The organism is Tenacibaculum sp. M341, assembly GCF_004337695.1.
Lineage (GTDB): Bacteria > Bacteroidota > Bacteroidia > Flavobacteriales > Flavobacteriaceae > Polaribacter.
The window spans coordinates 255519-276748 of record NZ_SJXJ01000005.1; the positions used below are offsets into that span (position 1 = coordinate 255519).

General features: G+C 28.5%; 23 protein-coding genes and 1 pseudogene. 11 read left to right on the forward strand and 13 right to left on the reverse strand.

The window, feature by feature from the left end; genetic code table 11:
* Positions 1-229: 229 nt before the first annotated feature.
* The 3 genes from EYW44_RS07735 to EYW44_RS07745 all read left to right on the forward strand — a co-directional run bounded on the left by EYW44_RS07735 (position 230) and on the right by EYW44_RS07745 (position 2683).
* On the forward strand, positions 230-769 hold the full coding sequence (locus EYW44_RS07735) for a hypothetical protein (RefSeq protein ID WP_132723093.1): 540 nt from the start codon (positions 230-232) through the stop codon (positions 767-769).
* Positions 770-1035: 266 nt separating this feature from the next.
* On the forward strand, positions 1036-2256 hold the full coding sequence (locus tag EYW44_RS07740) for a hypothetical protein (RefSeq protein WP_132723094.1): 1221 nt from the start codon (positions 1036-1038) through the stop codon (positions 2254-2256).
* Between the two features lie 112 nt (positions 2257-2368).
* Complete coding sequence (locus EYW44_RS07745) at positions 2369-2683, forward strand: hypothetical protein (protein ID WP_132723095.1); 315 nt, start codon at positions 2369-2371, stop codon at positions 2681-2683.
* Positions 2684-2840: 157 nt separating this feature from the next.
* On the opposite strand, the gene EYW44_RS07750 is transcribed toward EYW44_RS07745, so the two are convergent.
* From EYW44_RS07750 to EYW44_RS07765, 4 genes are all read right to left on the reverse strand, one after another.
* Positions 2841-3260 carry a lipocalin family protein gene (locus tag EYW44_RS07750; protein ID WP_132723096.1) on the reverse strand — a complete coding sequence of 140 codons (420 nt, stop codon included), beginning with the start codon at positions 3258-3260 and terminating at the stop codon, positions 2841-2843.
* A gap of 136 nt (positions 3261-3396) precedes the next feature.
* A complete protein-coding gene (locus EYW44_RS07755; protein WP_132723097.1) occupies positions 3397-3732 on the reverse strand; it encodes a CCC motif membrane protein in 336 nt (111 codons plus the stop codon).
* A gap of 4 nt (positions 3733-3736) precedes the next feature.
* A complete protein-coding gene (locus EYW44_RS07760) occupies positions 3737-4042 on the reverse strand; it encodes a DUF2752 domain-containing protein (protein WP_243643622.1) in 306 nt (101 codons plus the stop codon).
* A gap of 8 nt (positions 4043-4050) precedes the next feature.
* Positions 4051-4374, reverse strand: coding sequence for a YbaB/EbfC family nucleoid-associated protein (locus EYW44_RS07765; protein ID WP_132723098.1), 324 nt, complete (start codon positions 4372-4374; stop codon positions 4051-4053).
* 130 nt (positions 4375-4504) lie between these two features.
* Between EYW44_RS07765 and EYW44_RS07770 the strand changes: the two genes are divergently transcribed.
* The 5 genes from EYW44_RS07770 (at position 4505) to EYW44_RS07790 (ending at position 10764) form a co-directional block, all read left to right on the forward strand.
* Complete coding sequence (locus tag EYW44_RS07770; protein WP_132723119.1) at positions 4505-6601, forward strand: S9 family peptidase; 2097 nt, start codon at positions 4505-4507, stop codon at positions 6599-6601.
* A 101-nt stretch (positions 6602-6702) separates the two neighbouring features.
* On the forward strand, positions 6703-7698 hold the full coding sequence (locus EYW44_RS07775; RefSeq protein ID WP_132723099.1) for a PLP-dependent cysteine synthase family protein: 996 nt from the start codon (positions 6703-6705) through the stop codon (positions 7696-7698).
* Between the two features lie 277 nt (positions 7699-7975).
* The gene (gene egtB / locus EYW44_RS07780) at positions 7976-9130 is read left to right on the forward strand and encodes an ergothioneine biosynthesis protein EgtB (protein WP_243643623.1); all 1155 of its coding nucleotides are present in this window, start codon (positions 7976-7978) and stop codon (positions 9128-9130) included.
* Complete coding sequence (locus tag EYW44_RS07785) at positions 9130-10077, forward strand: L-histidine N(alpha)-methyltransferase (protein ID WP_132723101.1); 948 nt, start codon at positions 9130-9132, stop codon at positions 10075-10077. The genes egtB and EYW44_RS07785 overlap by 1 nt, the downstream gene beginning before the upstream one ends.
* 30 nt (positions 10078-10107) lie before the next feature.
* Positions 10108-10764 carry an aspartate/glutamate racemase family protein gene (locus tag EYW44_RS07790; RefSeq protein ID WP_132723102.1) on the forward strand — a complete coding sequence of 219 codons (657 nt, stop codon included), beginning with the start codon at positions 10108-10110 and terminating at the stop codon, positions 10762-10764.
* A gap of 45 nt (positions 10765-10809) precedes the next feature.
* On the opposite strand, the gene EYW44_RS07795 is transcribed toward EYW44_RS07790, so the two are convergent.
* The 6 genes from EYW44_RS07795 to EYW44_RS07825 form a co-directional block, all read right to left on the reverse strand.
* Entirely contained in the window at positions 10810-11694 is an 885-nt protein-coding gene (locus EYW44_RS07795; RefSeq protein WP_132723103.1) for a sterol desaturase family protein, read from the reverse strand.
* A 258-nt stretch (positions 11695-11952) separates the two neighbouring features.
* Positions 11953-12819, reverse strand: coding sequence for an AraC family transcriptional regulator (locus EYW44_RS07800; protein WP_165872182.1), 867 nt, complete (start codon positions 12817-12819; stop codon positions 11953-11955).
* 166 nt (positions 12820-12985) lie between these two features.
* The gene (locus EYW44_RS07805; protein WP_132723105.1) at positions 12986-13639 is read right to left on the reverse strand and encodes a hypothetical protein; all 654 of its coding nucleotides are present in this window, start codon (positions 13637-13639) and stop codon (positions 12986-12988) included.
* A 132-nt stretch (positions 13640-13771) separates the two neighbouring features.
* On the reverse strand, positions 13772-14236 hold the full coding sequence (locus EYW44_RS07810; protein ID WP_132723106.1) for a hypothetical protein: 465 nt from the start codon (positions 14234-14236) through the stop codon (positions 13772-13774).
* 100 nt (positions 14237-14336) lie between these two features.
* On the reverse strand, positions 14337-15350 hold the full coding sequence (locus EYW44_RS07815; protein WP_132723107.1) for a hypothetical protein: 1014 nt from the start codon (positions 15348-15350) through the stop codon (positions 14337-14339).
* Positions 15351-16365: 1015 nt separating this feature from the next.
* The gene (locus EYW44_RS07825; RefSeq protein ID WP_132723108.1) at positions 16366-17643 is read right to left on the reverse strand and encodes an exo-beta-N-acetylmuramidase NamZ family protein; all 1278 of its coding nucleotides are present in this window, start codon (positions 17641-17643) and stop codon (positions 16366-16368) included.
* A gap of 5 nt (positions 17644-17648) precedes the next feature.
* On the opposite strand from EYW44_RS07825, the gene EYW44_RS07830 reads away from it, so the two are divergent.
* Entirely contained in the window at positions 17649-18881 is a 1233-nt protein-coding gene (locus EYW44_RS07830) for an ABC transporter permease (RefSeq protein WP_132723109.1), read from the forward strand.
* A gap of 48 nt (positions 18882-18929) precedes the next feature.
* Here EYW44_RS07830 and EYW44_RS07835 read toward each other — a convergent pair whose 3' ends face one another.
* Together EYW44_RS07835 and EYW44_RS07840 are read right to left on the reverse strand one after the other, a co-directional pair.
* Positions 18930-19358 (reverse strand): SRPBCC domain-containing protein, encoded by a 429-nt coding sequence (locus EYW44_RS07835; RefSeq protein ID WP_132723110.1) that lies wholly within the window; start codon positions 19356-19358, stop codon positions 18930-18932.
* Between the two features lie 59 nt (positions 19359-19417).
* Entirely contained in the window at positions 19418-19987 is a 570-nt protein-coding gene (locus EYW44_RS07840) for a Crp/Fnr family transcriptional regulator (protein WP_132723111.1), read from the reverse strand.
* Between the two features lie 139 nt (positions 19988-20126).
* Between EYW44_RS07840 and EYW44_RS07845 the strand changes: the two genes are divergently transcribed.
* On the forward strand, positions 20127-20729 hold the full coding sequence (locus EYW44_RS07845; RefSeq protein ID WP_132723112.1) for a hypothetical protein: 603 nt from the start codon (positions 20127-20129) through the stop codon (positions 20727-20729).
* Between the two features lie 23 nt (positions 20730-20752).
* Complete coding sequence (locus EYW44_RS07850; protein WP_132723113.1) at positions 20753-21094, forward strand: hypothetical protein; 342 nt, start codon at positions 20753-20755, stop codon at positions 21092-21094.
* 29 nt (positions 21095-21123) lie between these two features.
* Here the strand turns inward: EYW44_RS07850 and EYW44_RS07855 are convergent.
* Positions 21124-21230: pseudogene (locus EYW44_RS07855) on the reverse strand (IS982 family transposase); the annotation flags it as partial.

Sequence of the window (21230 nt, forward strand, 5' to 3'; positions counted from 1 at the left end):
AGCGGAACGGAAGATAGATAGAATGACTGAAAAATTTTAGATTACACAGAGGTTTTTGAATGAAGAATAATTAAAAGAGATAGTAAAATACTATAATTACGATTTATATAAATTTATTGAAGATCGATTACTTTTAGAAGTTTAGAAAAAAATTAAGTGTACTTCAGCAATAGATATACGTTTTATATTAGATACAGATCAGTTAAAGAATAGTATGTAAAGGTGGATTATGACAAACAAAGAATTACAAATTTTATTAAATGATGAAATAGATAAAGAAAAATTTATCTACAAAACATATGAAGATGAAGATAACATTTATGTTTTTACTAAATTAAAAAAGTTTAAAGACATAGATTATGATGATAGATACTCAACAGTAGGTGGCAATAGTCCAATCATGGTGAATAAAAAAAGTGAAAAATTCAAGAGAGTGCATAATTTGGAAGTACCAACTAAACTTTTGAAAGACAATTATAAGCGTCCTACTTTAAAGAGTATAACAGTTGGTATTGAGAAAAGAAAATATGTTAATTTTAATGATGTTTTCAATTTTCTTGAAATTAATTTTATAAAAGAAGATGAAACAAGATTTACACTTGCTGATGTACTTTATGAATACGACTATGATAAAGAAAATTTTAAATTTCACTTTAAAAAAGATCAGATACAGAATAATTTGATACAATTTCTTGAAACAGTTAATGTGAAAAGTTGCATAGACAAAAAAGGATATTTAATAATAAATAGAATACCAAAAAACAGTTAAAAGATAATAAGAAAAATAATTTTAATTGGACTTGTTTTTTTTATTTCTTTCATTTCGATTTAAGTTTTTGGAATAAATATATAGAAGAAACATACACTATTTTAAGTAGAAAAAACATTGATGATTTTGATATTTCAAATGATGATAAAATAGAAAAACATGATATATCAAGAATAGTTCGATCTTCAAAAGATGTAGTTGATAGGGGAAAAATCGTTAGGGTTTGTCTAATGAAACAATTAAAGATAATATTATAAATTACGATATTGAAAAAAGTTAAAATAAGTTCAGAGTATAATTCTAAAAAAGAAGATTTCTTCTTGTTTGTAAAGAAAGGCACCTTAAAAAATATATTTTCTATTACTCAAATAGAAACAGAAGAAAATGAGATGTTTTCTAAAGGAAATTGGGTTTTTATATTATTTAATGAATATTCTGAGATTGAAATAAAGTTTTTAGAGGAATTATCAGAAACAATTGATAATTACCCAAACCTTAATTTTGCTTTTAAACCATATTCAAATACCACTAAAATAATTGAGTTTAGTAGTGTTATAAAGGAAGTTAAAGTTGCTCCTGTTGTCTTATTTAAAAAAGATAAAAAAGTTAAATTTTTACCTTCTAGAGAATATGATATTACAGAGTTAGAAGTATTATTTAGAAACTTTAATATAGAACTTGAAAAAGTAGATATACCAAAATGTTATTTGTGTAATACTATAGAAGAATTAAATGAACAAGGCAACTGTACACTATGTTCTGGAAGTGCTAAGGTGGTAAAACCTAAATGTATCATAGATCCAAGTAAAATCACTCCTATTAAATATATTAAAGAATTTGTTACTATAAGCGATGAACATTTTTTTGAATTTGATAATTATAATACATTAGTATTTGGAGAAAATATGATTCCTGAACTGCTGAAAATGTTGTCAGAAACAATTGATGATGATTTAGATTATAAAATATTTACAGCATTAAGAATGTGCGGGGTAGAAATTTGGGCTTCCTCAGAAGAAAGTGTTAAATATAGATATCGTTTACCAGAAGAAAATACATTTAGGAAAATAGTAGAATTAAAACCAAAATTCAAATTAAGAATACATAATGATGCAACAAGTACAGAGAATACTTTTACACTAAGTATTAAGGATTTTCCTGAAAATCTATTTATAGTGAATCATATTCAGTTCGATAGTCATTCTAAGTTTTTAGAAGGTAAATGGATACTTGTTTTATTTGATGAATTGTCAAGTATTACTATTAAAACATTTTATGAAATTGTAGAAATTTCGGAGGAATCCCCAAACTTAAATTTTGGTCTAAAATCTTTCCAAAACAGTAATGAAGTGAAAGGATTTGTTGCTTTAGATATAGATATTGAAATGTATCCTGTAATATTATATAGAAAAGAATTTGAATCTCATATATTGACTAATGGTTTGAAATCAAAGAAAGAATTAAAAGAACTATTAGATAGCGTTTAAATAAATTTAAAAACCGATGAAACAAGAATTATAGATTATTCAAGGGGTAAGTTCTTTTAAATATAAACAAATTAAAGATGTTGGCTCCTATTTTCCAAAAAAGAGATAAACTATGTTTGAAATTAAACCTTACATAACAGCTAATAATGCTGATTTCAATTTAATGTTTTCAGAAATCTATCAAATGACTTCTTCAGAAATCCAAGATGGTCTGGATACCTGTAAGCTTGCAATGCATGAAGATAAAACGGGCTATAGTTGGGGGTTAGAAGTTTTTGAACTGCTTATAGAGAAAGAAACTTCAGTTTTAGAATATCATGGAGAATTTGTTTCAGAAATTCCTACAAAAGATATTTTAAAGATGCTTCAAGATTACAGAAGTGCTCTAAAGTATTTTGAGGAGAAGTCGAATAATGAACGTTCTTAAATATTTATGATCTCTTCTTTTTGTTTTTCTCGTTCATTTAGTACCCTCTTATTGTCGTATTTATAAATTAATAACTTTTGTAAAAAGTGACGAAATTAGTGTAATTAGCAATAGAATATTCGTTTGCTATCTTGTTATTTTTAGATATTTAAATCATTTATTGCTTTCTCCAAACTCTTCTTCCTTCATCAGTACTAAACGTAGTATTGTTTTCTCCAAATGTAACGTTTAAAGTTCTTGTAGATGTTTGATTTTCTGGTAAAAGTTCATAAACATTGTCTTCTTTTTTAGTCCATTTGTAACTAAAAACAGGATCAGAAATACACTCTCCAGCACCATTAGGTCCACCAAACCATTCATCAGTAGCATTACCATCAGCTTTAAAAATAAATGTAGTTTTAGAAAAACAGTCACCAGTAGCTTCAACTTCTGTACCATCAGTATCCACTTCTACAAATTTTTCTAATTTCCATGTTCCAATGATAGGATCAATTGTGATAGTGATTGGTTCTTCTTTTTCATCAGAACAAGATAAAAACGCACATACTACTAGAGATAAAATTAAGAATCTTTTCATTATTACTTTTTTGTTAAAATTTGAGCAAATTTACACTTTATAATGTTAAGATTGGCTTTAAATTAAATAGGTTGATTTTGAGCAATAAAAAAGTCGAATCTAACTAAGATTCGACTTAAATATATTATTGAAAAAACTATTGTAATTCGTTTAATTTTTCCTGTAATAATTCAGGATTTTGAAGTGTTTCAAAGCCAAAATAAGCAATTAAACCTATTACGTATATTAAAAACAGAACGCTTAATACAATACCAATAATAGCTAAAATTCTACCTGTATTTAAGTTAGAATAGTTTGTGTATGAGCTAGGGCTTTCTTTATATAATTTAGCATCTTTGCTATAAAGTACTAATGCAACTACACCTAGTATAATACCTAGAACTCCATAACAACAGCAAGTTACAATAGATAAAATACCCAATACTAAAACAGCCGTTGCGTTAGGCAATTGTTTTTGTTCAAATTCAAACATAAATTTATGATTTTAAGTTAGATAAAATAGGATTCATTTTTAAAATGTAAGCAATTATAATGATAATTACATTAATAACAGCCAACACTAAAATAATTTTAGTAGTAACTTTCTTCTTCAAAATAAAATGAAAAAAAACAGCAATCACTAAAAGTATTGTTGTGTATACAGCCGGAAACATGTGAAAAGCATTATTAAACTCTCCTTTAGACACCATTACCACCGAACGTTGTAAACCACATCCAGGACAATCTATCCCAAAAAACTTTTTATTTGGGCAGGGTAACATGTAATCTTCAGGATTTCTCATGCTATATTTTATTTAAATAAGTCCATTCCAGGAATGTTAGGCAAGCCATTTTTAGCAGCCTCAGCCATCTCTTGTTCGTTAATTTCACTAGCTCTTTTTAAAGCCTTATTTAAGGTTAGAATTAAATAGTCTTCTAATTCTTCAGCATCATTTAATAAAGATTCGTCTATAGATACAGCTTTAACTTCTCTGTTAGCAGTTACAGTAACTTTTAGTTTGCCGTCAGCACCATCTTCATCTATTAAAACAGTGTTTAAACGTTTCTTAGTTTCTTCTACTTTTTGTTGCGCTTGTTTAAGCTTATCCATCATTCCCGATAAATCACCAAACATATCTTTGTTTTTTAAATTATTTGTAACAAAATTACTATTTTGCAAGGAACTAAAATTAATTAAAATGAAAAAAAAACTTATCACAGGTCTCATATTAAGTGTTATTTTTGTTTCCTGCAAAACCGAAAAGATGGAGAAAAACACACCGCCGCCGGTAGCTGATAAGCAACCATATAAATTAGAAAAACATGGAGATGTCCGCATTGACGATTATTTTTGGATGCGTTTGACAGACGAACAAAAAAATGCGGAAAAGAAAGATGAGCAAACTCAAAAAGTATACGATTACTTAAATGCAGAGAATGCTTATTTTGAAGATAAAATGGGGTACACAAATGACTTTCAAGAATCATTATTTGAGGAAATGAAAGGAAGAATTAAAGAAGATGATGAATCTGTACCTTACAAACAGAACGGATATTACTACATAACTAGATATGAAAAGGGGCAACAATATCCTATTTATTCTAGAAAGAAAGGTAGTTTAGATAGTGAAGAAATCATTTTATTTAATGTAAATGACGAAGCTAAAGGTTTCGATTATTTTCAATTAGGAGGTTTAAATGTTTCTCCTGATAATAAATTGATCGCTTTCGCAACCGATACTGTAAGTCGTAGACAATATTTTATCAAAATCAAAAACTTAGAAACAGGAGAAATCTATTCAGATAATATAGAGAATACTACTGGAGGAAGCGTTTGGGCTAATGATAACAAAACATTGTTCTACACAAAAAAAGATCCTGTTACGTTAAGAAGTTCTCAAATTTACAAACATGTTTTAGGTACAGACGCTAGTGAAGATGTATTAGTTTTTGAAGAAAAAGACGAAACATTCGGAACGTTTGTAACTAAATCTAAATCTAAAAAATATTTGGTAATTGGTTCTTATAGTACTGTATCTTCAGAATACCAGGTTTTAGAAGCTGATAATCCAAACGGAGAGTTTAGAGTAATTCAGGAAAGAGAAAGAGATTTAGAGTACGATATTGCGCACTACAAAGATCATTTCTACGTAAAAACGAATAAAGACGGAGCTACTAACTTTAAGTTAATGAAAACTCCTGAGGATAAAACTACCAAAGAAAATTGGGTAGATGTTATTCCACATAGAGAAGATACTTTATTTGAAGATTTTTCTATTTTCAAAGATTACTTAGTATTAGAAGAGCGTAATAACGGATTATTTAAAATTAGAATTAAGCGTTGGGATGGTTCTGAGGACTATTACTTACCTTTTGATGAAGAAACATATTCAGCAGGAGTATATTCAAATCCTGAATTTGATACAGATGTTATTCGTTATTCATATAACTCGATGACTACGCCAAGTTCTGTGATTGATTTTAATATGAAAGATCAATCTAAAGAAATTAAAAAAGAACAAGAGGTACTAGGAGGGAAGTTTGATAAGAGTAATTATGTAAGTAAGCGTTTATGGGTTACTGCTCGTGATGGTAAAAAGGTAGCTTTATCAATTGTACATAGAAAAGATACAAAAATAGATAAGAATACGCCTGTTTTACAGTATGCTTACGGTTCGTACGGATATACTATTTCAGATGGATTTTCAACGACACGTTTAAGTTTATTAGACAGAGGATTTATTTTTGCATTAGCTCATATTAGAGGAAGCCAATATTTAGGTAGAGACTGGTATGAAGATGGAAAAATGTTGAACAAGAAGAATACATTTAATGATTTTGTAGATTGTTCTAAATATTTAATAGCTGAAGGGTATACTTCTCCAGAGCATTTATATGCAATGGGAGGATCTGCTGGAGGTTTATTAATGGGAGCTGTTATCAATATGAATCCTGAATTGTATAATGGAGTAATTGCAGCGGTACCTTTTGTAGATGTTATTTCTACGATGGTAGATGATACAATTCCTTTAACAACTGGTGAGTATGATGAGTGGGGAAATCCTAACGATAAAGAATATTATGACTATATGAAGTCATATTCTCCATACGATCAAGTAAGTGCTAAAGCGTATCCAAATATGTTAGTAACTACTGGTTTACACGATAGTCAAGTACAATATTGGGAACCAGCAAAATGGGTAGCTAAGTTGAGAGAATTAAAAACAGATGATAATTTATTGTTTATGCATACAAACATGGAAGCAGGGCATGGAGGAGCATCTGGAAGATTCGATTCTTTAAAAGAAACAGCAAGAGAATACACATTCTTATTAGCTTTAGAAGAGAAGTTAGAAAAATAATTATATTTTTGCGCTCGATTGAGTGAATGTAAGTGTTATTGTAAAACTCAATATATGAAGTAATTGTTTTTTACAATAACACTTTTTCTTTGTTATAAGAGATGAATAGAAATAAAGCGATAGTTAATTCGATATTAGATTTAGTAGGAGAAACCCCAGTGGTTAAATTACATAATATTACTAAACATCTAAAGGGTAACTATTTTGCAAAATTAGAGTCTTTCAATCCTGGGCAATCAGCTAAAGATAGAATAGCTTTACAAATTATTACCAAAGCTGAAGAAAAAGGAATACTACAACCGGGCGATACTATAGTAGAAACTACTTCAGGTAATACTGGTTTTAGTTTAGCTATGATTAGTTTGGTTAAAGGGTATAAATGTATTTTAGCGGTTAGTGATAAATCATCTAAAAATAAGATTGATATTTTAAAAACAATGGGAGCAGAGGTACATGTTTGCCCTGCAAACGTTACTCCAGATGATCCAAGATCTTATTACGAAGTAGCAAAAAGAATTCATAAAGAAACTCCAAAATCAATCTACATTAATCAATATTTTAACGAATTAAATATTGAGGCACACTACCAAACTACTGGTCCTGAAATTTGGGAACAAACAGAAGGAAAAATTACGCATTTAGTAGCTGCTAGTGGAACAGGAGGAACTATTTCTGGAACAGGAAGGTATTTGAAAGAGCAGAACCCAGATATTAAAATCTTAGGAGTAGATGCTATTGGTTCTGTCATAAAAAAGTATCACGAAACACAAAAGTTCGATCCAAAAGAAATATCACCATATAAAATAGAAGGACTAGGTAAAAACTTAATTCCTACTTCTACTGATTTTGATGTTATTGATGTTTACGAAAAAGTACCAGATAAAGAAGCTGCTTTAGCTTCTAGGGAATTGGTAAAACAAGAAGGTATGTTATGTGGTTATACATCTGGAGCTGTTGTACAAGCAACATTTCAGTATGCAGCTAAAAATACGTTTGATGAAAACAGTGTTGTCGTTTTAATACTTCCAGATCATGGTATTCGATACATGGATAAAATTTATTCAGATGATTGGATGAAAGAACAAGGTTTCCTTTAAGATCTTATCTCTATTTTTCTTCATATTACATTAATTTTTTTGTTCAAGCTGTGCTGTTATATAGCTAGTTAGGTTTTTATAGGTTGTTTAAAAAGAAATAATCACAGTATATTAAAGTAGATAGTTTAATATTAAGAGATAATTTTTATATTTTTAAAGGACAGTTTTTATACTTTTTAGATAATAGGTCTTAAAGGTATATCAGTAAAAATGTTATCATAAAACCTTCATTTATTAGACGTTTGTGTTAATGTTACAAAGCCTAATCAACAGAATTTTGAATATACTTGAATCTTACCTTTTAACTAGAAATTATACTGTTACTTTATGTGATCCTTTAGAAATTGAAGATTATGTAGTACAACCCTCCGAATTTGCAAGCCCACCCAAATGGCATTTAGCACACACTACATGGTTTTTTGAACAGTTTATTCTCGATAAATATCAAGAAAATTATGTTCCTTTTGATAAAGATTTTGCTTACTTATTTAATAGTTATTATAACAATGCAGGCGACAGAATCATCAGAACTAATAGAGGGAATATAACTCGTCCTGGAGTAGACAAAGTATATGAATATCGAACGTATGTAGATAATCATATAAAAAAAATGTTAGCTAAAAATCCTTCAAAAGAGTTAATAGATTTAGTGGTGCTAGGAATTAATCATGAACAACAGCATCAAGAATTATTGTTGACAGACATAAAGTATACACTAGGTAACAATCCTACATTTCCTATGTATAAAGAAGATTTTAATCTCTTAGATATAGAAAATGATACCAAGCAAGAGTTTGAAAAAGTAGCTTCAGGAATTTATGAAATAGGGCATCAAGGAGATGATTTTTGTTACGATAATGAGTTAGGTAGACATAAAGTATATGTTGAAGATTATGAAATTAGTACAGCTCTAGTAACTAATGCAGAATATATTGAGTTTATTGAAAGTGGAGGTTACAAAGATTTTAATTTGTGGTTAGATGAAGGCTGGTATTGGATTTTAGAAAATAATATTGAAGCACCTTTATATTGGCACAAAGTAAATGGAGATTGGTGTTATTTTACGTTGTCGGGATTGAAAAAAGTAAACCCTAAAGCAATAGTTGGTCATATTAGTTTTTTTGAAGCTGCTGCGTTTGCTGAGTGGAAAAAAATGAGATTGCCAACAGAGTTTGAGTGGGAAATAGCATCAGATTCGTTTTCTTGGGGGCAACGATGGGAATGGACACATAGTGCCTATCTTCCGTATCCAAAATTTGAAAAAGCTAAAGGAGCTATTGGAGAATACAATGGTAAATTTATGATGAATAAAATGGTGTTGCGTGGAGCTTCAACGGCAACCTCAAAAAATCATAGTAGAAATACATATCGTAATTTCTTTCATGCTAGTGAAAGATGGCAGTTTACAGGAATCCGTTTAGTAAAAAAATAATGATAGAACAATTTATGGATGATGTTGACTTTGGATTAAGTCAGCAACAAAAATCACTACCCTCAAAATACTTTTATAATAAAGAAGGAGATGCTCTTTTTGTGAAAATAATGCATTTACCAGAGTATTATTTAACAAGATCTGAGCTAGAGGTTTTTCAAACAAAATCAACAGAGCTTTTAAATATTTTAAAATTATCCAAAGAAAACTACTTTGAGTTAATTGAATTGGGAGCTGGAGACGGATTAAAAACGAAAGAATTATTAAAAGTATTGATAGATGAAAACTATTCATTTGGATATTTACCTGTGGATATTTCAAAAAATGCTTTAGATAATTTGGAAAAAACGTTAAAAAATGAGCTTCCGAAGGTATCAGTAAAACAACAGCAAGGAGATTATTTTGAAGTGTTAGATGCTATTAAAAATTCTGAACATCAGAAAATAGTACTTTTTTTAGGGTCAAACATAGGAAACATGAATGATGAAATTGCTGCTGATTTCATTTATAAACTAGGGAAAAGCTTTAAACCGAATGATAAATTGTTGCTTGGAGTAGATTTAATTAAACCTGAATCAATTGTGTTACCAGCGTATAATGATAAAGAAGGTGTGACTGCAGATTTTAATTTGAATTTATTAAAAAGAATTAATAAGGAATTAGAGGCTGATTTTGATTTAAAAAATTTCTCACACGCACCAGAATATTCAGAAGAAACGGGTATAGCCAAAAGTTACTTACAGAGTGATGTAGCACAAAATGTAACGATTAAAAAATTAAATAAATCGTTTGCTTTTGAAGCAGGAGAAAAAATTTTTACTGAAATATCAAGAAAATACAACGATGAAATTATAGAGAACATAATTTCAAAAACAGATTTTGAAGTTTCAGGAAAGTTGACAGATGATAAAGGGTATTTTGCAAATTATATATTAACCAGGAAATAGACTTTTTTGGATACACGAAACTATATAGGCATGTTAGGGCTAGGGAGTAGGTCTACACTCTTTTATTTGGAAAAGTTAAATCAATTATATAATGAGTTGCATGGAGGCTACAGTACTTGTCCGTTAAAGTTATTGAATGCAAATTTTAATGATATTAATCCGCTGTTGCCGAATGTATCTCCTGAATTGATAAAGAATGTAGAAAAGTATGTAAAAGAGTTAATATCGCTTAATATTGATGCTCTATTAATTCCCAATATAACTTTGCATGAGACAATTGATATTGTTTTTCAAAAGGAGTTTATAAATGTTCCTGTGATACATCCTGTAAAAATTACGGCAGATATTTTAAGTAGTAAAAATCATAAAAATGTGATAGTTTTAGGTTCTATGTATACAATGCAGTCATCTTATATCACTTCAATTTTTACTAATAAAGGTATCACTGTAAATCAACTTCCTAAAGAAGAGATGTTATTTGTTGATAAAGTTAGAAGAGAAATATATGAGGAAGATAATCAGCAGTTAATAAAAGAATTTAACGAGTTACTATCTGAGTATGCAGCACAAACAAGTATTGTTATAGCTTGTACAGAATTATCTATAGCTAATAAAACAGTATCTGATAACGTGTTGGATATGGTTACTATTCAAATTGAAAAAGCTATTCAGTCGGCTTTTCAATAATTATCTTTACAAGTGAATTTCATTTAGTAATAGTAATAATCGTAATTATTTAGTCTCTTTTTTAATTTGTTTGAAATAGGAAGGTTTCCAAATCAAATCCCCAAAAATGATTCTAAGTTTATCTTTGAATGTTCTACATTTTTTTACGTCTTCCCAAATATTCATGTATTCAATAAAATTGATTTTTATAGGATTGTTTGTTTTTATAGGTTTGGTTAAACCATAGATAACTTTTTCTTCTTCTTTTTGATACGTACCAAAAAGGTGATCCCAAATCATTGTAATTCCACCGTAGTTTTTATCCAGATATTTTGTATTTGAACCATGATGTACTCTATGCACAGATGGTGTATTAAAAATCCAATCCAACCAACCTAGTTTATTTATTCGCTCTGTATGAATCCAGGTTTGATATTGAGCAACAAATATTAATCCTACAATAGCTTGAAAAGGGCTAAATCCAATAAGGATCATTGGAATAAGGAATATCCATTCTATCATCGGTTCAATAATACTTAATCTAAATGAAATGGTTAAATTATAATCTTCAGAGGAATGATGCACACTGTGGTTGCCCCATAATATTCTGTGTTCGTGTTCTATTCTATGCATCCAATAATATGTAAAATCAGCAGCAAGTATGGCAAGTATCCAAGACCACCAAGTCTCGTTTATTGCTAAAGGTGTTAAATAATGAAAAGGCATTAATGCTATAATACCAATAGATCCAACTATCGTTTTTTCTAGCAGTTGATTGATTAAAAAAATACAGAAATTAGCCATCGAATCTTTCCATCTTCTTTTTTTATGAGTAATCAAATCGACAATTATTTCAATTGCTACTATAGAAGTATTAAAAATGAAAAAATAAACGATATATGTCATAATGGGGGATTCCTCTAATAGAGAAATAAGTTGTGAAAAACTCATGATCTTAGTTTTTAAAATGAAAGTTTAAGTATGCTTTTAATTCGTTTTTATATGTTTGGTGATAAGGGAGAAAAATCAAAATGAATTAAGGGGTTTGTAATCAAGTTTTTTACATTGAAAAAAGTTGATGATTGTGGGTAGTTTTTGAAAAACAACCAAGCCTGAAAAGCCTTGAAATCGGAAAGTGTTAAATTTATAATTTTTCATACTACAAAAGTAGTAGGTGTATTATTTGGTTAGTTGTCCGTTTTGGACAATCTACTTAACAGGAATATAGATTTCAGTAATCAAATCACTTTTAGGAATTTCTTCGTGATGATTAACATAAAATTCAAGCGTAGGCTTATCTTCAAATTCTAGTTGTATATCTATCATCCAAGAACTGTAAATATGGTTGTAAGTATCAAGAAGTTGTTCGTTGGTTCCTTTGTGAACGAATTTTACATATTTCTGAGAAGCATGTGGTTTTACTTGAAATAGCCCTTTAGGAACAAAGCTTAAAGGCTTTTTTAAAATAATAGCCACATTTGTTCTACACTGTAAATCATCCGTTATTTCATTATCGTCTATGATTTCTGAAAAAAAGATACTTTCATCAAAAATCAATTGTTTATTATCACAATATTGAATAAATCTATCCCAAGTTTTTTCAATAGCTTTTAAATTTTGATGGCTTCCTTTATGTTCTAAATATAAGACATCAAATTCAGGAAGTATTTCTATTGTATGTAATAGTGGTTTTTGTTGAAGTCTTTTTAAAACCTGTTGGCTTTTTGTTTGTATGTTTTTAGTTGATTTACGAAAAGATATGGGGGAGCAGTTGAATTTTTTTCTGAAAGCCTTACCAAAAGAAGCTACATCGCTAAAACCAATATTAATAGCAATATCTGAAACTTGTTCCTCTGAATATTTTAAGTACTCAGCAGCTTTTTCTAGTCGAATCCTTTTGATATATTTTCCTATGGTTTCATTATGTAAAGCTTGAAAAATACGATTGATATTTCGATATGAATAATGACTTATTGCTTCAATTTTTTCGATATTAATTTCTTCTTTGAAATTCTTATCTATAAATTGAATAAGTTTTTTGTATCGGTCTATTTGGGTTGTATTATTTAAGTTCACTTTAATCGAACACAAAGGTCTTTATTTATTTTTTTGTTGTAGAGAGTTTGAGTAACTAAGTTAGTTAAAAGTAAGCAATAATATGTACACAGTGTAGGCTATATTTATAGTTGTTTTCTATGAAATTATAGAGTTGTGCAACGGCTACCTTTGTTAGCCACTTTTTTTATCCTTTTAAAATATATAGTATTAAGTTGTCCAAATTATTTTTTGAATAATTCCATTTCAAACTTTCACCAAATAATGAGTTAGCATAATTAAATGCTTCTTGCTTTGTGTCAAATAATTCATATCCAATCCAATCTTTGATCAAAAGTCCGTTTAATTTAATAAATAAACCAAACCCAAAACTATGCGAAACTTCTACAATAAATATTTCATCAGCATTTTTGTAAATAAAGTGTTTTTCGTTTGTTTTTGGATCAATTGTCTTTACTTTGCACTGCTTAGAATGATGAAAGCTTATTTCCAATTCTCCTAACTTTGCATTAATAATGTTTACAGGTCTCAATTCTTTAAAATCATTTATAAAAGAAAAAAAACTACTTAATGATTTTTCTTCATTGTTATTGTTATTCTGTAATATTATTTGCGAATATCCAGCAGTAGATAACGTGCTGTTAAAGTGTAATTGAATCCATCTATGAAAATAATAGAACGGAGGGAAAATTAATTCAGTTTCTATATTATGAAGCCTATTTGATAACTGATAACCATCAAGAAAAATCTTTAAGGAAGTAATTTTGTTATCTCCTATAAACATACTTGGCCTGTCTTTTATAAAGTCAAGCACTTCGTAAATGTTTTTTAATTCCTTCATTAATTTTAGAATTGTGGCTAACGGTCTCGTATAACCGTCCGTTTCGGGTTAAATAAGTTATTTTTTCTTTTATACACTAGCTATAACAATTCCGAGTGGATTCGGACGTAGTCGAATCCGCCGTAATTGCGGTTATAGATTGTTATAAGCAGTTTTTATTTCGTTTTTTATATAAATCATAATTCCGTTTATAATTATTGGAAGTGAAGTTATTGCAATAAAATATTTTAAATTTTCCGCATTTCCGTATTCAATTCCGATAATTAAGTTTCCGATTATCCATAACACGGAACTTACAGAAAAGATAGTCAGCATTTTTTTTAAATTCCGCTTTAATCTTTCCACGTCTTCAGGTTCATATTCTCTAAAATCAAGTTCCACGTTATGTTCAAGTCCGCTTACATAAATTGCATAAAAAACAAATGAAAATCCGAATACCAAAATCAAAATTATTTGTCCAATTTTAAAAATCAGATTCAGTTCCGCAATTGATTTTATGTATTCAAATGATTCTCCAAAAGCGAGTAAAATCAAAAACATAAAGATTGCAATTATCCAACCTTTATATTCTTTTCTTATGTACTTTTTAATGTTCATCCGATTGTTTTGTCAAATTGCTTATAACGGTTAGTATATGAAGCGTAGCCTGCCGTTAAGCGGCAATGATTTCATATACAGTGTTATGTACTTTTTTCTTTTAATAGTTTTCCATATCTATTGAATGTAAATCAACGTCTGGAAATTTATAATTTTTAATTAATTCGCTTTTGGTGAAAATTCGCTCTTTAGGGTCTAATAATTTACCCAGTAGAGCTTCAATTTCATTTAGTTCGCTTAAATCAATGTTATCTAGAAGCTTTTGAGTCTTGTAAATTGAATATCTAGATGTAACTGAACCAGTCTCTAACCATCCGCTATTAAACCTTAGAAGATTTCTTGTTTCCTCTGAGAACCTCATAAAACTTTGGATTAACATACCAAATCGATTAACGTCTGTCAGTCTTTCTTTTTCTCTTTGCCAACGTTTTTTTTCAAATTCCTTGGTAACTACATATTTTTCAATATCGTCTATGATAGCTTGAAAATCATCAATTGAACGATTATTTAAGAAATTTCGATTTTGGAAATCCTTAAGCAGATCTTTCCCTATTTCAAAAGCACGCATTAGAGCTTCGAGTTCTTTAAATCTATAGAATCTAGGTTCATTGTATTTTAAACTTCTAGCATTCCATTCATTAGGGTTAGGAACCATACCTTTGAACTCGTAGAATTTGTCAAGAAAATCATTTATTCTGAATTTGGTTTGTTTAATTATATTATTTCCAACGTAAATGCCAAAAAGCTTATCATCAGATTTATCCCATCCAACTACTATTTTTTGGTTTTCATAAAAGTAAAAAGTTGAGCCTATTTTTTTTTCTTTCGATATGGTTTTTCCGAATCTCTTTTCTATTCTTTTCTCCTTGGTGATTTTTAAATCTTCTAATATTTCAGGGTTAAGAAGAAATTCGACAACTTTTTTGGGTTCTTCTTTAGAAATTCTAATGGTTATACCTTTAGTCGTATGAAGCCAATCTCCATGAGATCCCTCTGTGATTAATTCAATTGGAATATTTTCTCTTGAATCACCCAACCTAATACCAAGAACAGTCATTCTATTTAAGTCCAATTCAGGGTTAGTAATTTGAGATATATTTTCGGTTATTTCCATTTTTTTGTTCTAGTTGTACATAACGTTGGGCTAAACACAATTGTGTTTATTCTCGATATATATACATCAAAAATACTCATATATATTATAAATTTAAAGGGTTTTAATATTATTAAAGTTTTTAGTGGCAACATGTGTATATATTTCAGTAGTTTTTGTAGAGTTGTGTCTTAATAATACTTGTATTTATCTCAAATCAGTTCCATTTTCTAATATATTGTGTTTATGTAGTTTGTTGTTGTAAGTGGTATGAAAAGAGTGTTGTAAGTTGTTTTTGTTATGTGGATGTTTTAAAGAAATGTTTTTGTCCATTTTCATGAGACCAAAGTAAAATACTACTTTTTGTTAGTTGAATATTATACGTATATTATTCGAATAATATACTGTTACGAAATTGGAAATAAAACATTGTTTATCTTGTAGTAAAGAACTCGAAGGAAGATCGAATAAAAAATTTTGCGATGTACATTGTAAAAGTTCATATCAATATAAGCAGTCAAAATTAAATCCATCTAAGTTTTACAATTGAGTAGATAATCAATTAAAATTGAATTGAAAATTGCTATAACATTTCAACAAATCAGGTAAAGCTACAGTAAGGGCTAGTTTTTACTATTTTATATGATAATCAAAAAAATGTTTTTTTAACGTGAATCTTAGATAAGAACGGCATGTCAGTTCGAGTGATTTTTTATGGAGTAAAACGTAATAAAAAATTGTATCGAGAACAATTCGTATTACGAAAGCTTCTCGATACAAGATTATGTTGAATTCCATTACAAATAATTTCACTCGAAGTGACACTTTTACTCTTAAACGAGATTCACGTTTTTTTAATAAAATTTCTGTACACTTTTTTTTCAACTCGATTTTGAACTGTACAAGCGTGTACATTTCATTTTTTTATTTTTTTACGATTGTACACGCTTGTACAGTTGTAAAACAAAAAAAGTAAAAAAGTGTACAAAAGAATGTATATTTATTTAACTAAAAGATATAAAGTAAACTTCAAGAATTATTCATATAATAAATATTTACTTCTCGTTTGTTTAAAATCGTTTAAATCTTTTTGCCAACTATTTTTAATAGCTACAGTAGATGTACCATTTTCAATTTGCTGTTGTAGTTTTTTAGTACCAGCTAATTTTGTGAAAAACGATGTAAAGAATTTTTTGTTTTTTGAGTGCGCTTTATTAGCATCATAAAATTCCTTTAACCAAGTTACATCTAAATGATGTAATTTTTCACTTTTAGATAAATCATAACCATGGCATTCTTTGTTGTTATGTTTAGGATTTTTAGCTCCTTCATTCGGATGAGGAGTAAAAGAATAATAATGGCTTTTTAAATGATAAAACGGACTTCCAACTATTTGAAATTGATGATCTGTTCCTCTTCCAACAGAAATATTCGTTCCTTCAAAAAAGCAAAGACTAGGATAAAGATTAATAGCAGCATCATTAGGTAAATTAGGAGATGGTTTTACAGGTAATGTGTACGCAGTTTTGTGCGAATAATTTTCTAAAGGAACTACGGTTAAATCGCATTGAATTCCATTTTTAAGCCATTCTTCACCATTAATCATCTTTCCGTATTCACCTATGGTCATTCCATAAACCACAGGAACAGGATGCATTCCCACAAAGCTTTTATGTTCCATTTCTAAAACAGGTCCATCTACATAATGACCATTTGGATTAGGTCTGTCTAAAAGCAACAATGGAATATTATTTTCTGCACAAGCTTCCATCACATAATGTAATGTAGAAATATAAGTGTAAAAACGAGCACCCACATCTTGAATGTCAAAAACAACAACATCAATACCTTTCAATTGTTCATTGGTTGGCTTTTTATTTTTTCCGTATAATGATATAATTGGCAAGCCAGTTTTTAAATCTTTTCCGTTTTTAATAAGTTCACCAGCATCAGCTTTTCCTCTAAAACCATGCTCAGGTGCAAACACTTTTTTAACTGTAATTTTATCAGAATTATGAATATAATCAACTAAATGTATAGAGGTAATATTGCTATCGAAATTAGAAGTTTTTTGAATTCTAGAAGTTTGATTGGCAACAATAGCTACATTTTTTCCAAATAAATTAGGAATATAAGCTTTAGTTTGATCAGCACCAGTTTTGATAATTTTCTTTTCAATAATAGTAGTAACAGTACTATTTTCTTTGTTTTCTTCTACAGTTTTTACAGAAGCGGTTTGTTTGCAAGAAGTCAATACCGAAATCATGCTTATTAAAAAGAATAAATATGTACTTTTGATGTGATTTAAAAACATTTTCTTTGAATTACGAATTATTTATTGCTAAAAGAATTATAGCTGGTAAAGAGTATAAAAGTAGTATATCATCACCAATTATAAAAATTGCTATCATAGCAATTAGTTTGGGTATTGCTATTATGTTGATTTCTGTAGCTGTAAGTTTTGGCTTTAAACAAAAGATTAGAGAGAAAATAGCTGGTTTTAAAGGTCATGTACAAGTAACGAATTACGATAATAATAATTCAGATATTTCTACGGTTCCTATCTTATTAGATCAAGATTTTTATCCAAACTTTTCTTCAGTAAAAGGAGTAAAAGCTGTGCAACCTTATGCAAATAAAGCAGGAATTATTAGAACAGCTACTGATTTTCAAGGAATAGTTTTTAAAGGAGTTAATAAAGAGTACGATTTTACTTTCTTTAAAGATTATTTAGTAGCAGGAAGACTGCCAAACTACGAGCAAAAAAGAAATAAAGAAATTTTAATATCAAAATCTATACTGGATCGTTTACAATTAAAATTGAATGATACCATTGTAACTTGGTTTCAAAAAGAAGCTTCAAAAAGCTTTAAAATGAGAAAGCCTGTTATTGTAGGTGTTTATGAAACAGGTTTTGAACAGTATGATAACACCATTATTGTGGGGGATTTGAAAGAGGTTCAACGAATAAATAAATGGAAAGACAATGAAGTTGGTGGTTTTGAAGTGGTTTTAGATAATTTTGATTCTATAAAGCTTAAAGAGGAAAAAATTGATGAAGAAACAGGACCTTTATTAAAGACCAATACTATTCTTGAGAGTTTTTCTAGTTTGTTTGATTGGCTAGAGTTGTTTGATAATAATGTAATTTTCATCATCATTATTATGATTATAATTGCAGGTATTAATATGATTACAGCATTATTAGTACTTATTTTAGAAAAAGTACAAATGGTAGGAGTTTTAAAAGCCTTAGGAGGAGATAATGTTGGTATTCAAAAGATGTTTTTGTATTGTGCTTCTTATTTAGTGATTAGAGGATTGTTTTATGGTAATCTAATTGCTTTGAGCTTGTTGTTGATTCAAAAGTATTTTAATGTTATAACATTAAATTCTGAAACCTATTACGTATCAACAGTGCCAATTTATATTAACGTTTTTCATTTTTTGCTTTTAAATATAGGTACATTGCTTTTATGTGTAATTATGTTAATTGTTCCATCAATGATTGTAACTAAAATAAATCCTTCAAAGGCAATTAAGTTTGAATAGTTTTGAAGTTTGAAACTTGTAGTTCTTAATTTTTATTAATAATAATTTTCAACTATTTATTTTTTCTACAAAGTCTTTCAGTTCTTTATTCATAGTTTCAAACCCTTTAGTAACATTCTTATCTAGATTTTTAGAGAAAAAAGGAACTAAAATTCCGCTAAACTTTTCGCTGTGTTCAAAAGTAGAAGAACCATTCCCATTATCTTTTACATAAAATCGATGTTCTCCATCAAAAATCCCTTTCATAAAAAGTTTTCCTTTCCAAATGAATTCTGAATTTTTACGATGTTTTAATACGGTAGGAGTGAAGTTCATATTTTGGAGCTGAACATGTAAAGTATTAGCAACCTTAGGAGTTCCTGAAATAGATTTGATAAATGAATTCCATTTAGGAAAGTTTTCAAAATCCATTAAAACAGCCCAAATTTGCTCGGTAGTTGCATTAATTGTAATAGAAGTGGTAATTTGTTTTTGCATCATTATAAAATTATGATACAAAGGTCTAAGGTAAAAGCATTGGTTGATCTTGATAAATGTCAAGAAATACTTTTTTTTCTAATTCTACTCAAAGTTTCTGGAGACATACCAAGCATTGAAGCAATAAATTTTAAAGGAATTTCTTTAAAAATTTCCTTGTTGTTATTAAAAAGGTGTTCGTAGCGTTCTTCAGCGGTTAACGATAAATGACTAAATACACGGTCTTCAAGTGTGGTAAAGCAAGAAACGATGAATTTCTTTTCTATTGCATGCCAATTCGGAATAAACTCAGCTAATCGATCATAGTCCTTTTTCTCAATGGTGAATAACTTACAATCGGTTAAAGCTTGCATATTCCAGCGACTACGTTGTTTAAAAATTAAGCTATTAATTTCAGTAATAAAATAACCTTTAGAAGCAACCCATTGGGTAACTTCTTTATTATTAAAATCAGCAAAAACCCTAATAAAACCCGAGTGAATAAAACTTAACTTTTCACAATATTGTTGTTGCTGAATAAAAAACTCACCTTTAGGTAAATCAGAAGCTTTAAATAAATGAGTTATTTGTGCTGCTTCTTCTTTGGTAATTCCGAAATATGAGTTGATGTAAGCTGTTAAACTGTTCATTGAATCATGTTCTTATATTATATTTAATTGTTAATTTTAAAAAGTCAATATGTCGTTTTGTTTAATTTAAAAGTATAAAAATCATTTTTATAGATAATATTATTATGTACTTTTATTTTTTTTGAAAAAGACAAAACTGATGTATAAATTTTGGGAGTTAAGAGATTCTAAAGCCAATAAATTAATTTTAATAAAGGATAAAACAATCTACAAAGGAAATCCCAAAAGAGGGGAGTTAAATAAACTTCGATTAGAATCGACAAACTTAGATTTTTTAGATCATCTTTTTTGTATTCCTTATTCTTATATAAAAAGGATAGAAAATCAAAAAGGAAAAAATGAGATTAAAATATTTTATGGAAAAAAATCTGAGGAGGAGCTAATAGTAAATGATAAAAATATTAAGAAAGATATTTTCGAATTTTTAAAAAAAGATATTCCAGACTTTCAAAATAGTTCTGAGTTACCAAGTATTTTTAGATATGCAAAACCTCAATTTTATGCATTATTGTTTACTTCTTTACTTTTTATGTGGATTTTACATTATGCCACAGAAATTGAAAAAGGAGTAGAATATGAATTAGTAGGTAAACCAGGGCTTGGAGCGTTGGTTTTTGGAGTTGCTAATTTTGGGGTATTTAATGTTACAGCTGGTTACATCGTTTTGTTATGCATAATAATATATGTTTTGGTAAAAAAACTTAAATCAAGAAGTAAGGTAGAGATATTAAAAAGAATTTAATTAGTATTATTTGGGTAACTAAAATGAAAGAAGAAATTCCGATAAAATTCCAATCATTAATTAATAAAAAAGTAGTTGACAATAGAACTATATTAAGTGAATTGTTAGATTATTTAGAAAATGATTTTGATTTCCTTTTAGAAGAGATAATAGAGTACAATAAAGATGTAGAAGAGGAATTAGGAGAATTTTTAGAAAGTATTTACGATTGCGACAAAACTTTTTTAATAGACTTGCCCGAATCGTATCAAAAACTAAAAAAAATGCTATACGTTGAATTCAAATTGGAATCAAAAAAATTGAATAATTTAATTTTTGATTGGTTAGAAGTTGATTTGAACAATTTAAAAAGAATGACTTCTTAAAAATATATTAATAGTACCCGTTGTGCATTTTAAGTAATATTGATTTTGATATTGTTTATATTTCTATTGAAAATGAACTTATTTATATATTGAATCAATGTTAGCGCTGTTATTTTGGATAGTATCCTAGTTTTAA

Bases quoted from the DNA above. Each gene is read 5' to 3' on its own strand.
- EYW44_RS07735 (WP_132723093.1), top strand. From the start codon at position 230: ATGACAAACAAAGAATTACAAATTTTATTAAATGATGAAATAGATAAA.
- EYW44_RS07745 (WP_132723095.1), top strand. From the start codon at position 2,369: ATGTTTGAAATTAAACCTTACATAACAGCTAATAATGCTGATTTCAAT.
- EYW44_RS07750 (WP_132723096.1), bottom strand. From the start codon at position 3,260: ATGAAAAGATTCTTAATTTTATCTCTAGTAGTATGTGCGTTTTTATCT.
- EYW44_RS07755 (WP_132723097.1), bottom strand. From the start codon at position 3,732: ATGTTTGAATTTGAACAAAAACAATTGCCTAACGCAACGGCTGTTTTA.
- EYW44_RS07760 (WP_243643622.1), bottom strand. From the start codon at position 4,042: ATGAGAAATCCTGAAGATTACATGTTACCCTGCCCAAATAAAAAGTTT.
- EYW44_RS07765 (WP_132723098.1), bottom strand. From the start codon at position 4,374: ATGTTTGGTGATTTATCGGGAATGATGGATAAGCTTAAACAAGCGCAA.
- EYW44_RS07770 (WP_132723119.1), top strand. From the start codon at position 4,505: ATGGAGAAAAACACACCGCCGCCGGTAGCTGATAAGCAACCATATAAA.
- EYW44_RS07775 (WP_132723099.1), top strand. From the start codon at position 6,703: ATGAATAGAAATAAAGCGATAGTTAATTCGATATTAGATTTAGTAGGA.
- EYW44_RS07785 (WP_132723101.1), top strand. From the start codon at position 9,130: ATGATAGAACAATTTATGGATGATGTTGACTTTGGATTAAGTCAGCAA.
- EYW44_RS07790 (WP_132723102.1), top strand. From the start codon at position 10,108: ATGTTAGGGCTAGGGAGTAGGTCTACACTCTTTTATTTGGAAAAGTTA.
- EYW44_RS07795 (WP_132723103.1), bottom strand. From the start codon at position 11,694: ATGAGTTTTTCACAACTTATTTCTCTATTAGAGGAATCCCCCATTATG.
- EYW44_RS07805 (WP_132723105.1), bottom strand. From the start codon at position 13,639: ATGAAGGAATTAAAAAACATTTACGAAGTGCTTGACTTTATAAAAGAC.
- EYW44_RS07810 (WP_132723106.1), bottom strand. From the start codon at position 14,236: ATGAACATTAAAAAGTACATAAGAAAAGAATATAAAGGTTGGATAATT.
- EYW44_RS07815 (WP_132723107.1), bottom strand. From the start codon at position 15,350: ATGGAAATAACCGAAAATATATCTCAAATTACTAACCCTGAATTGGAC.
- EYW44_RS07825 (WP_132723108.1), bottom strand. From the start codon at position 17,643: ATGTTTTTAAATCACATCAAAAGTACATATTTATTCTTTTTAATAAGC.
- EYW44_RS07835 (WP_132723110.1), bottom strand. From the start codon at position 19,358: ATGCAAAAACAAATTACCACTTCTATTACAATTAATGCAACTACCGAG.
- EYW44_RS07840 (WP_132723111.1), bottom strand. From the start codon at position 19,987: ATGAACAGTTTAACAGCTTACATCAACTCATATTTCGGAATTACCAAA.
- EYW44_RS07845 (WP_132723112.1), top strand. From the start codon at position 20,127: ATGTATAAATTTTGGGAGTTAAGAGATTCTAAAGCCAATAAATTAATT.
- EYW44_RS07850 (WP_132723113.1), top strand. From the start codon at position 20,753: ATGAAAGAAGAAATTCCGATAAAATTCCAATCATTAATTAATAAAAAA.